The organism is Agrobacterium sp. 22-3639C2 (genome assembly GCF_053522105.1).
Genome location: NZ_JBNWDB010000002.1, coordinates 384,176 through 396,044, shown reverse-complemented (window position 1 = coordinate 396,044; position 11,869 = coordinate 384,176). Strand labels below are relative to the sequence as shown.

Sequence of the window (11,869 nt, the reverse complement as noted above, 5' to 3'; positions counted from 1 at the left end):
TCGTTGCCGTTTTTCAGTTCTTGATCGACGTGAGCTCTCGAAATTCTACCTCTCAGTCACGGTTGGCGAGTCTCGTTCCTCAGCCCTCGGAGTTGTCCATTGCGTGGCGAGCAATGATTGGTTCTAAATCGAATTTAAGGAGCAGAGCCAATGAACGATCCGTGGTCGAAAGAACCAAAACCCACCAATCGAGCAATACTTGACCATTTTGAAGATCAAGCAGCACGCACCCGATTGCACGCTGAAGTGATCAGGAAGTGGACCGCGGCAGGTGCAATCCAATATGATTTTGGCGACCTTCCCGAAACGATTGATGACGTCCGCGAGGTTTCATTTTCGGACCTCGGAGTTGAAGACAACGCATTTCTAATTCGCTTCCGTGAGGGGGCTAGCCACTATCTCGACGAGAAGCGCGAACTGTTCGTAGAGAGTGTCTTTGTTTTGAAGCAATCTTACGAAGGCAAGGAGGGAGTATTTGTCACACTCGTAGTAGGTCGATCGGGTCATGGCATGGAACCCTCAGCAGACACTTCCCGGATCGCGAGTGCGTGGATTGATGCAGACCGATCCGTGGATGACGGCTTGACGCACTTCGGGCTGGTAGGCGATCCGGTTATCCTGGGGTCCAAAAATCTGTTCGAGATTGAGATGTTTTTGGGGGAGGCTATTGCCCGTGTGGGCGCTGGCGTGAGGGCGATGACTCTTCCATCAAATCCTTATAGCGCCTAACGCGGTGCGGCTCCGGTGCGGGTCGGCGACAACCATCGCCGCGAACTGAATACTCCGTATGGCCCGTACAAAACCAGCTTGCTCCGCAGCGAAAGTGCTCGTCAAAGCGAGCGTTGATTTACTTCGGTCAGTAACGATGTGCCACAATCCGGGCCTTGACTTCATCGTATAGGCGATTGACCTCACGTCGCCCGCGACTTGTTGTGAAATCACCGGCGTAGTCTCCGTGGAGAAACTCCCGGGCTCTTCCGTAGAAACAAGATTGCAGAACAGGCAAAGGCGAGCAAGTTCGGCGCAGAGCATTGATCGCGTTTCAGCAAAGCGTCTTCAATTTTACGGCTTAGCGAGTGCTGGGCATCACATCTTCAATACAATCTAGGAGTGACGATAAGGATCAAGTAATTCACGCTTGATTTGTATAGGTCCGGCATGAGACACCACGAAATACCCTAATATTACGAGAGTCCTCTATGTCCGACGCGAGTCAATCAAAAGCGCAGGATTTCAGCCAACTGGTAAGGTCGAAGATCGAGGAGATCAGGCCAAGACTACTTGATCTTTCTGCGAAGAACCCTTTGGTCTCCCTGAGTTTCGGTTCTCGTTCCGCAGGGTATGTCCGCGTTGTCGACGAGCTTCCCGACAGGCTATTCTATTCGCTATTGAACGACGTTTCGCTTGATTTTCGCGCGCTGCCACCGCTTGAGGATGGCCCGCCCGACGAGCAGGGTGCCTCCTTTCTTGAGGAGTTTGCAATCGGGCTGGTGACAGACCCCATATATCTTGAGCAGCATTCGAAATTGAACGCGGATGCTGTCGATTATCCAGACCTAGCGCGAACATTGGAGCGGGAGCTAAAGGACCGCATCCGTGAAAAACTCGGGTTGCCGAAACGGATCACGCGAAAAGATGAACCTCTCACCCAGCATGCCCGTAATCACGGCATTGATCCTGGGTTTGACCTGCCTGAACCTAGTGAAAACATAGACTCGAAACATAACGATGACCTCATCCAGACGCTGCTTCTCGGGCCAGATTTAGAGCGCAAGCTTAACGGACTGATGGCCAAGGGGAAAACTTGGCAGCAAGAGACGGGCTTAAACCTGCTTCGTGGCGCGTTTGGTTTCCTGGAGTGGAAGGACCCCAAGCGCGGCGATAACCGCGTTTATTACTCTCCCTTGGTACTGTTGCCGACGACAATGTCGCGCCAGAAAACTTCTGCAGGACCGGTATTCACTGTCGAAGGTGCCGGAGAAGAAGCAGAGACAAATTTGGTACTGCGCGAAAAGCTCCGCCGTGAATTCGATATCGAGCTGCCTGTTTTCGGCGGGGGGTCTCTCGAGGCCTATTTCGAGGAGGTTTCCGCTGTCGAGCAGACAAAGGTTTCTTGGCGCGTCCGTCGTTGGATCGTGTTCGGTGTGTTTCCCGCAGCACGCATGGCCATGTACGAAGACCTTGATACAGCAATATCGGATTTCTCCGAAAACAGTGTAATCGAAAATCTCCTTGTTGGCTCTGAGGTTGGACAAGCCGGAGCGATTGCGAACGAGTACGAAGTCGACGCTCCGGATGTCGAGGCGCACGTCCCTCATCTAGTGAAAAAGGCGGATGCTTCGCAGTTTAGCGTCCTCGTTGATCTCGTGAAAGGCAAGAACATCGCTGTCGAGGGCCCGCCCGGGACAGGGAAGTCCGATACGATCGTCAACTCGATTGCCGCGGCGTTGGCGAAGGGTAAGAAGGTACTTTTCGTTGCCGAAAAATCCGCAGCCTTGAAAGTCGTGCATTCTCGTCTCGAAGAAGTTGGGTTAGGGGAGTTCGTTCTGCCACTCCTTGCGGGAAAGGGAAGCCGCGAGGAGTTCATGGACTCGCTTCGAGCGCGACTTGATGCGGTGGAACCATCGCCCCGTTATCTGCAACAAGAGCGAGAACGGTTTGCTGCGGCTAGAGATCGTCTGGCACGCTACGTCAGCATCCTGTCCGAGGAATGGAACGGTAGCGGCAAATCAGTCCATTCTGTTTTGGGCGCTGCGATTGCGACACAAGATGCCCTCTCGAATCTTACGCCCACGGCAGTGTTGGAACATCGGTTGCCAAAAAACGATCTCAAGGAACACGAGATCGCCAACTTGGTTGAGGCGGTTCGAAGATTGGTAGAGATATCCTCTACAGATGCCGCCAAGCGTCCGTATTGGCGTGGTACCACATCCCTCGACACCAGCCCGTTTAAGATGAACGCTATTATTGCGCGAACCGAAAAGGCGGCGGAGTCTCATAAGCGGTTTAATGAAAACCTTTCGGCGTTGCGTAAGCGGACAGGCATTTCGGCGCTCACGCTTAGCGACGTTACCCAACTGGCTTCATGGATAGATCGTTTAGGCGAACGGAATCCGCAATCTTTGTCGGACGACGATACCACAATCGCGGTCACAGCTTCCGCGCCAGCGATTTCGCAGTTCCTTGACCGATGTGCGAGCGCTCAAGAAAAGGTGGCAGAGCTCAGTGAAGTTGTCATTGATCCTCTGATGCCGCACCTTTCTGATGCACTCAGTCGTATTGCGGATATCTGTGACGTGAACGGGATCGCCAGATTGGACCCGTCCGATCGGCTGCTGCAAATCGAATTTCACTCGAATGCCAAGATCGAGGCGGAACGGCTCAGCGCGGATGTCTCGGCTTTTGTACGCCGTATACCCGGTGCTGCGGATTGGACCGCCCGAGATGTACGCAACGCGCGCAGAATATGGTCGGAAACGAGTGAGCGAGTTGTTGCTCAGCGCCGTGCGAGCCTGATCGACGCGGCTGCGATCGAAACCCTCAAGGGGCTGTTGGGAAGGGCAGAGCTACTTCGCCAGCGGCACGCGGAGTTAAGCGGGGCAGTCACTATTAAAACTCGGTTGAAAGCGTCCGACGTTGAAGGTCCACTTGTTGTGATCAGACAATCGGGAGCATTCAGCTTCCTGTCGGGGGCTTTCAAACAAGCGAAGGCGTTTTACCTTTCAATTTCCAAACGAGGCGCTTTCGACAAGAATACGGCAATCGGCGATCTCCAAGGATTACAAACTTTCCTCGAAGATGAGGAAGCGTTCAACGAGAGGGCTATCCGAAGCGGAGTTTTTGGGCCCAGCTTCGAAGGTCGAGATACGGATTTCCAGGCCTTCGAAGAGTTGGCCCGCTTCTATGTTGAGGTTGATAAAACACTTCCTAGCTTCGAACATCGCGAGATCAGGACTTTCCTGAAGACAGCAGAGGCCGATCTAGTTGGGAGCATGCCTCCCGTTGGAGATTTGCCTCCGGAAATGAAGCTTGGAGCGGTCGAGGAACTCAGCAAGGACTCGTCGACGGCTCTGGCTCAACTACGTGAGGTTCACGAGGAGCTTTCGAGACTGGAAATTCAACTTCTTCCATCTGGAAGGGAATTCGGGCCATCCGCGATAAGGTCGCTAGCCGCTGATATAGACCGTTTGCAGACAGCTCTTCTCCGATTGGATTCATTTCCTCAATCTGCCCAACTCGGAGGACGCTTCGCGGGCTGGAGAACCGATGTTCAGGCAACGAGACCGCTTATTAAACTCGCTTCCCTGTTCGAGGAAGCCGCCAAGTCCGGCGAAATCCTTCGCCGGAGTCTTCAGGACAAGGACTACCCTCTACTGATTGCGGAAACCAGTGCAACGGTTGCTACTGGCGTGGAGGCCAATGCTGCGCTGGCTGATGCATCGCGGGAGGCAGTCTGCGATCTGCGGGCCAACGCCACCGATTTGGATGCATCTGCAATGAGTACATTCCTATCGGCGGCTGCTTCCGATGCAGAGGGACTAGAGACAGCGATCCTGACCTCAAAGGCTATGGCGGACGTGGCTCGCTTCGGAATGATGGAGACTGTTGATTTGCTACAAACGCAAGTCGCTGGATGGGAAAAGCTGCCTCAAATAGTGGAAGCGCTGGTTCGTCGGTCGGCGGCCGAACGCGTATACGAGAAATATGGATCAGAGTTGGCTGGTTACTCCGGCAAGCAGATCGAGGACATCCGAGCCGAATTCAAGCATGCCGATGAAAATGTCAGGAAACTCTCACGTAAAGCCCTCAGATCGGAACTCATCGCAGCGGCAAGGCCGGCTGCCGGAAATTCACGCGGTCGTGTTGCTGATTATTCCGAAATGGGGCTTCTCGAGCACTTGGCAAACCAAAGGCGAATTCGTGTTCCATTGCGCGACATCACGCGTCGTGCCGGCCGCGCACTGCTTGAACTCAAGCCTTGCTGGATCATGTCACCACTTGCCGTTGCTCAGTTCATTCCCAAGGGATCAATCCACTTCGACATATGCGTGATCGACGAAGCATCCCAGATGCCTCCCGAGGATGCTGTCGGTGCTTTGTATCGCGCCCATCAAGCGATGATCGTAGGTGACACGAAGCAGTTGCCGCCTACGAATTTTTTCCAAAAGATTTACGCGGGCGATGATGAGGACGACGACAAGCCCGACGCTGTTACCCAGGAATCTGTACTGGAAATGGCGAACGGTGCATTCCGACCACGTAGGATGCTTCGTTGGCACTATCGGTCCCGCCACTCTGCATTGATCAGATTTTCAAATAGGATTATGTACGACGACGACTTGGTCGTTTTCCCATCATCGAACGAGGATGATCCGTCTATGGGCGTCTTCTCTACATTCACGTCGGGCATCTACAAGGCCGGCTTGAATCCTATCGAAGGCGAGGCGGTGGTAGAAGCGGCACTGGATTTCATGAAAACCGATCCGCATCGATCGCTCGGTGTCGTAGCAATGAATAAGTCGCAATCGGACTTCATTAACGAGCGTCTTCAATATGCAATCGCTAGAGACAAAAGGGCGACCGAGTACGTCGAGCGCTGGAGTGCGGAGAGAGGTGGGCTCGAGGAGTTCTTCGTAAAGAACCTCGAAAACGTCCAGGGCGACGAGCGCGATGTGATTTTCATCTCGACGGTCTACGGCCCGCCTGCACCTGGTGAACGCGTCCGCCAAGCGTTCGGTCCGCTGAACGGCGCAACTGGTAAACGGCGTCTGAATGTTCTCTTCAGCCGCGCTAAAGAGCAAATTCGTACGTTTACGTCCATGACAAGCGACGACCTTCTTGCGGAGGAGGGAGGCAATGAAGGGGCGCTCATGCTCAAGCGTTGGCTCCAATACAGTGCTGGAGGTCTCCTTGAAGCTTCGTCCGGCACTCACGGCGCATTCGATTCACCGCTTGAGCAGTACATCGCCCAGCAGATCGAAACCATGGGATGCACTGTCGTTCCGCAAGTAGGGGTTGTTGGTTATTCGATTGATCTAGGTATCAGACATACGGAATGGCCAAATGGCTTCATTATGGGTGTCGAGTGCGATGGGGCAACATACCATTCTTCAAAGTCGGCGCGTGACCGCGACCGTCATCGACAGGAAGTTCTGGAAAACCTGGGTTGGAAAATTCACCGGGTTTGGAGCACGGACTGGTTCGACAATCCGCGGAGGGAAGCTGATCGTCTTCGATCGGCGATCTCCGGCCGCTTGTCGGAATTGAAGGATCGGGTCAGCCGGCCGCTCTCCCAAAAGCCAATTGTGGTTGAGAAGTCCGAGTCGATGGTTCTGTCGCCCAAGACGCGCCCGAGTGGTGAAGATGATGGACAGGCCGCTCTTGCACTGCGGGCGCAGCCCACGCCCGCGCCAGTGACGGGTCGTGCTGCGGCCAAAACAATAACGGCCAGATTGGGCGACACCGTTCGTCTGCGCTATCTGGACAAAAATCAGGAAACCTATCAGTTCAAGATCGTCAAAGAACCGAGCCAACCCGAACGCGGAATTGTGAATCAGTCAGCCCCGTTGGCGAAGAGCGTCATCGATACGGAAGAGGGTGAGGAGATCGAAATCCTTCTAGGCAGCTTGATACGTCGGGCGGTCGTAGAAAAGATTTCCCGATAGGTCCCGGTTTTTACGCTAACACTGATGTGATCACATATCGATTTTTAGCTAGGCCCTAAACACTTAGGGCACCGAGAAAGGCCCAGTATGCATGCGGCGTGAATTGATGAGAGGAGAGAGAATTGGAGAATACGTTTTGGGACAGTTTGTCCACACTTCGTTTCTCTAACGAGGCAGAGGTAGAAACGCGTTTGGTATTGCCACTACTCGACGCCCTCGGCTACCAAAATTCCGACATCCGGCCGAAGCCTCCCGTTGAAATCCGTGTTGGCAGCAAGAAGCAAAAGGGTAGGTCGCCCGAGGCTGACTTCGTCGTGTACACTGGAAAGCCGCATAATCGTAACACCGCGGCGATCGTCGTCGAGGCAAAGCGTCCTGGAATCCCACTGTATGACGGCGTCGCCCAGGCGGAGTCCTATGCCCAGCATCTGCGCGCACCTCTTATTCTGGTGACGAATGGAGTGGCCATGCAAATTTGGCAGCTCCAGCCCACGTTGGACAATGACTTGGTGTTCCACGCAGATGTCTGTGACCTCGCGTCAAGGCGATTCGATCTTGAGGTGATCGCAGGCGTCGAGGCCGTTCGCATTATTTGTGCCAACCTCGCGCATAAGCATGTTGCTACGATCACGGATGATTTTTCGGCTTTCGATGAAAGGGAGTTGGAGAGACTGTCTGCACTGGGGCCGTGGATGCAACGCACATTGCATGACCCTCCGGCCGATCAAACTGTCAGTTCGCAGAGCCTCCTTGAAAGGTTTAGGAAGGGTGCCATCGTACTAGGGCCGTCCGGCTATGGAAAATCCATGCTCGCGGCTTCGTTGTGCGTCCAGGCGATTGAGCAACGGCGGCAGGGGATGCGACAGCATCTCGTACTCGAAGTCTTTATCCCGGACGTCGCTGTAGACGAGACGGGGATTGAAGAATTCCTGCACGAGCGGATTTCTCGCCAAGTTCCGCATGTAACGGAACTCGTTCTCCGAGATCGGATTAGAAGAGATGGTATCACCATTGTTGCCGACGGTTTCGAACGTTTAGAGCCTCGGTTGCGCGAGAAATTAATTTCCAGTCTACGAAGTTTTTGCCGTGATTATCCGCGCGCTCAGATTTTCGTGATGTCCCGTGCGATTGGTCGGGAACTCATCACTCTTGGCCTGCCAATACTACGTCTCGAAAGCTATAGCGGGAGCGACCTCCAGACGTTGATGAAGCTGCGAAACGTAAGTAAGCCTAGCCTCCTCGGCCGGTCGCCGGCAATGCCGGGTCACCTTGAAGCGCTATGTAAGGAGCCGCTGATCGCCGACCTCGTCGTGTCTTACATTAGGGAACACAATCGCTATCCGACACATGTACGCCCGCTCTACGAAGACTGGGTGAGCAGACTGTTGGTTGACTTCGGCGAGATCGAGAAACTGAAGTACCGAGCCTCGCTCACGGCGCTCGCGAAGGCTACCCGCATCGCGCCATTGACCTTCGAAGAGGCTGCGGCTGCCGTCTCTGGAGATGGCAATGCCACCGTGACGTTAGAACGATTGACGGACGCCAACGCCATAAGCATCACGGAGAGTAGAATCGAACTGACGCATGAGGCTCTTGCTGATTATCTCAGGGCGTTGGCGTTCATTCATGACGCAGGCAGCGACATCAAGTCTCGCGTCGAGGAACTGGACCTAGAGGAGACTTCTCATTTTCCACGTCTTCTTTTAGCTGCGGCCGAGACATCTGAGCAGAGCCAAACCATATGGAATGCGATAGCACGGGCTAATCTCAAGACGGCGATTGACTGCCTCCATCTCACGCCTGGAACCGCAGTGGCCGCCGGTCGGGACTCGCGTGGATCGACGTCTGAAGCCTATGAGTTCCTCACCGTGGTTTTAAACACTCTCGATACCGTGGTCGAGGCGCACCTGAAACCGATGACGACTTCGATAAGGTCCGCTCTGATCGGTACGGATGTCGATGAGATAGGAGTAATGGGTGACCTCAGCCAAGACCACGCCTTCTATGCCTTTCGCGCCCTGAGGCCGGGGATGCCGAGGATCGAGGTCAAGTCTAGGGCAGAAGGCTACCGTAGCTTCGGCATAAATCTCAAAGCGTTCGGCCTGGACTATGACGCAGGCCGCATAATTGGAATTAAGGCGGTTGGTTCGGCGCTCTCAGATGTGATCAAGGCGCGGCGCATTCGGGGCGGTATGGTATGGACCGAGGAGCTCGTTATGAGTCGGATCAACCACTTGGAGCGCGAATACAAGATCATCATGCCCGACGGATACGCGCTGAAGGCTATCAGAAAGGAGCTTCGCGCATTTGAAGACCATGCCGTCTTACCGTATTCCAATCGACGCGGCCAAAGTTTTATGATGCGCGACCTCATCGCAGATGTGGACTTTCTACTGGATTCGGGCGTCAGAAAATTGCAGCCTTGGTGGTGCGATCCGCGGCGGCTTGATTTGAAACAACCTAGTGATCAGCGGAAGCTCGCGAAAGCACTCCAGGCACTTCATAGCAGACGGCAAGTCGCGTATGCTGAGATTGTTAAAAACTCGGTTCCTGCCTTAGCACAGCTACTGGGAAATTTCCGAGAACTCCCTGTTCGAAGAAACATTGAGGTCGAAGTTATTAAGGATGCGACCCACCCTGAAATCTCTCTCAACTATTGGGAGGAGCCAATCGAGTTTTTCTCAGAGGCCGGTGCAGTGGTATCCTTTCCGCCCACTGTGTCGGACGACTGGCGCTCGTGGGAATTTATTGAAGAGTTGCATCAAAGAAACCTCGAACGACTCGCCCGGTTCTCAGGCGACCGATCTCACTTTGAGACCAAAGCTGGGTCGGGGATTCTCCGCAATCTGGTCGTTGGCCGCTGGGACGGAGACGGGCTCCCTGATGAGACGGGTGTCGTTCGGGATGTTATGAACTGGCTGGCAAAAGATGTACGTCAGCTTTTTGAAGAAGTCCCAGGTCATTAGGCTCTCCAAATTAGAGCAAGGGCACACAGTTGTCCGTGATCCTCCTGTCTGACAAGACCCATTGGCCAATTAGAACGCACTGCGGCCGCCGACAGTTATTTCTCGCAATGAAAACAATGATCCGCAGAATATCGTTTTGATGAAAAAATTATCGGTGGTGACGAGCTAGAGCGAATTGTAGCTCTTCACATTGCACGATCGTGGCGTCATTAAAACATTAAAATTTCATCAGACTGTTTTTGTCATCGCTGACCCAATCGTCACATTCGTTGCTTATCCGGCAACGTTTTCTCACATTCGATCTGAAATACACGGCGTAATATTCCTCACGCTCATACGAGTACCAGTTACGGACGAACTCCTGATATGCGCTGCCAACGATTGCCGACGTGCAAAACTTTGCCCGATACCACGGCTATAACCTCCCCTTGGTGAAGTAGCTGGCCGCAGGTATTTTCTGAAAGCGCGACCGCGGTCGACTTCAGCAGCTTTGATCTGAAAGGATTGATCGCCCAGGGTCATCGATATCACCCCTCCCGTCCCGAGAGAGCTTGAAACCAATAGCAAAGGCCGTCACGGTCAAGGCTTCGTCTAGGCGAGGAATGCGTTCAAAATTCAAAGCATGCCATCGAAATATCTTACGTAAACGTAATTGAATGGCAAGTTAAACGAATATTGAAACTTGCCGCACATTATCCCACTTTACGTCGTACTTTACATCGCTATAACATGAATCAGCAGCGAAGGGGCAACGCGATATGACGAAGACATTCGATCCGCTATTTGGCGATTTCATCGATCATATTCCATTGAAATCCGCTCCACTCGTAAAGGTGATCGCGCAAGTCCGCTTTCCTGACGTCACCGTCAATCCGGACCGCGAATTCGTCGCTGGATTTCAGAAGGCTATAAGGACGCGTTATCCCCGTTTCGTTGAGGAGGGCACTCAGAATCTCGTTTTCGGACCGGCGGGTGTCTCCATGACCCCTTCGGTTGTCTGGCGTTTCCTGGACCCTGCGAGCCTCTGGCGCGTCTCGTTGACCCCGACGTTCATGTCACTCGAAACGATGAAGTACCAGTCGGGCAAAGATTTCGCGGATCGCTTCAGGCAGCTTCTCGAATTCCTCGGTGAGACCGTGGCCCCCAGCCATGTATCACGAATCGGAATCAGGTACGTGGACCAAGTACAGATCACCGACGGACTGAACGTCGACGATTTGCTTGAATCTCACATGTCAGAGGTTTCGAGCCGACTCTCCGGGGTCCGCCATATGCTGTCGGAGCTCGAAGCAAAATCAAATGAGGGCATGGTGTTGGCTAGGTGGGGGCATCTACCCGCTCAGGGAACCCACGATCCCGAAACTATGCCGCCCGTAGACAACCCATCGTGGTTTCTCGATGTCGATTCATACGCTAGTTACGAATCAAACCTTCTCGAATATGATGCGAACAAAGTGTCCGGCCTTACCCACGGCCTCGCTAACCGCGCGTATAATTTTTTTCGCTGGTGCGTGAACGACGACTTCCTAGCGAAATTTGGAAAGGATGCCTGATGTCAGCCTTCAAACGTAAACCCTTAGGCTGGGACAGGGGCTCTTCATCACACGGAGGCTCCTTCGGTCTCGTCATCGTGGACGACAACTTTCTCGAAGGTCTTGCTCAGCGAGCAACATCCAGTTCTTCGACACTGGTTGCGCTTCCGACGGCGGGGACTCTTCTAAAGAGCGGTACTGCTGCCCGTGCGAACGTGATGACGGTCGCCGACGGCCAGAAGAATGTCCCGATGTATCTCGCTATGATCAAACGGATCACAGGCTTTTCGTGGGAGAGGATTGGGGCTTTGCTCGGATGCAGCCGTCAGACGGTCTACAACTGGACGCAGGGCGAGCAAGTGAAGCTCAATAACGCGCGCCAAGTTGCAGAACTTTACGAGACCCTCGTCTATGTCGATCGCGGAAGCCAAACCGAAACCGTAGGAGTTCTCGAGACAGAGATAGGTGGCCGCACCATCCTCGCGATCATCGAGGCAGGCGAGTTCTCCGTCGCCAAGAGACTTGCAGGCAAGGGTCGAGGTCGGCCGACTGCGACTTGGACCAGGATGCAGCCGCAAAAGCCATCGGGACGTCAAGATCACTGGACTGATCGCATCGCTGCCGCCGACGACGAGGTTGTTGACGTTAGTCCTGCTTTTGTTCCCAATAAAGTGGTCAAGAGAACGAAACTCAAGAGCAGATAAGA

5 protein-coding genes are annotated in these 11,869 nt (G+C 53.8%); all 5 read left to right on the top strand.

Annotated elements, in window-relative coordinates:
• Positions 1 to 150 precede the first annotated feature (150 nt).
• Positions 151 to 729: a hypothetical protein gene (locus ACQZ6D_RS09580; protein WP_448729882.1), complete on the top strand. Its 579-nt coding sequence runs from the start codon at positions 151 to 153 to the stop codon at positions 727 to 729.
• A gap of 470 nt (positions 730 to 1,199) precedes the next feature.
• Positions 1,200 to 6,665 (top strand): DUF4011 domain-containing protein, encoded by a 5,466-nt coding sequence (locus ACQZ6D_RS09575; RefSeq protein ID WP_448729881.1) that lies wholly within the window; start codon positions 1,200 to 1,202, stop codon positions 6,663 to 6,665.
• Positions 6,666 to 6,787: 122 nt separating this feature from the next.
• Complete coding sequence (locus tag ACQZ6D_RS09570; RefSeq protein WP_448729880.1) at positions 6,788 to 9,631, top strand: type I restriction enzyme HsdR N-terminal domain-containing protein; 2,844 nt, start codon at positions 6,788 to 6,790, stop codon at positions 9,629 to 9,631.
• 758 nt (positions 9,632 to 10,389) lie between these two features.
• The gene (locus ACQZ6D_RS09565; RefSeq protein WP_025595793.1) at positions 10,390 to 11,184 is read left to right on the top strand and encodes a TIGR04255 family protein; all 795 of its coding nucleotides are present in this window, start codon (positions 10,390 to 10,392) and stop codon (positions 11,182 to 11,184) included.
• A complete protein-coding gene (locus ACQZ6D_RS09560; RefSeq protein WP_025595795.1) occupies positions 11,184 to 11,867 on the top strand; it encodes a helix-turn-helix domain-containing protein in 684 nt (227 codons plus the stop codon). The genes ACQZ6D_RS09565 and ACQZ6D_RS09560 overlap by 1 nt, the downstream gene beginning before the upstream one ends.
• Positions 11,868 to 11,869: the final 2 nt, after the last annotated feature.